The organism is Mesorhizobium sp. M4B.F.Ca.ET.203.01.1.1, assembly GCF_004791025.1.
Taxonomy (GTDB): Bacteria; Pseudomonadota; Alphaproteobacteria; order Rhizobiales; family Rhizobiaceae; genus Mesorhizobium; species Mesorhizobium abyssinicae.
On sequence record NZ_SRUO01000315.1, the window covers coordinates 1 to 278 of the forward strand.

Sequence of the window (278 nt, forward strand, 5' to 3'; positions counted from 1 at the left end):
CTGGCTGCTGCGCCCTAGCGTTGAGCCGGCGAACAAATTCGCGTGATACGCGATCACCGTTCAGTGAGCTTCAACTCGATGCGGCGGTTCTTGGTGCGCGCTTCGTCGGTGTCGGGGGGGTCGAGCGGCTGGAACTCGCCGAAGCCGGCAGCGACCAGCCGATTGGCCGGCACGCCGTTCTCGATCAGGAACTTCACCACCGAGGTCGAGCGCGACAAGATCGAGCGCGAGATCGACGACGTGCTGGCGCGCGAGCCCGATCCGCCGAAATGGCTGGA

General features: G+C 65.5%; 1 protein-coding gene. It reads right to left on the minus strand.

What is annotated here, in order from left to right; translation table 11 throughout:
* Window positions 1-53: 53 nt before the first annotated feature.
* Window positions 54-278 (minus strand): OmpA family protein (locus EN846_RS34870; protein ID WP_245518788.1); only part of this gene is annotated, 225 nt, incomplete at its 5' end.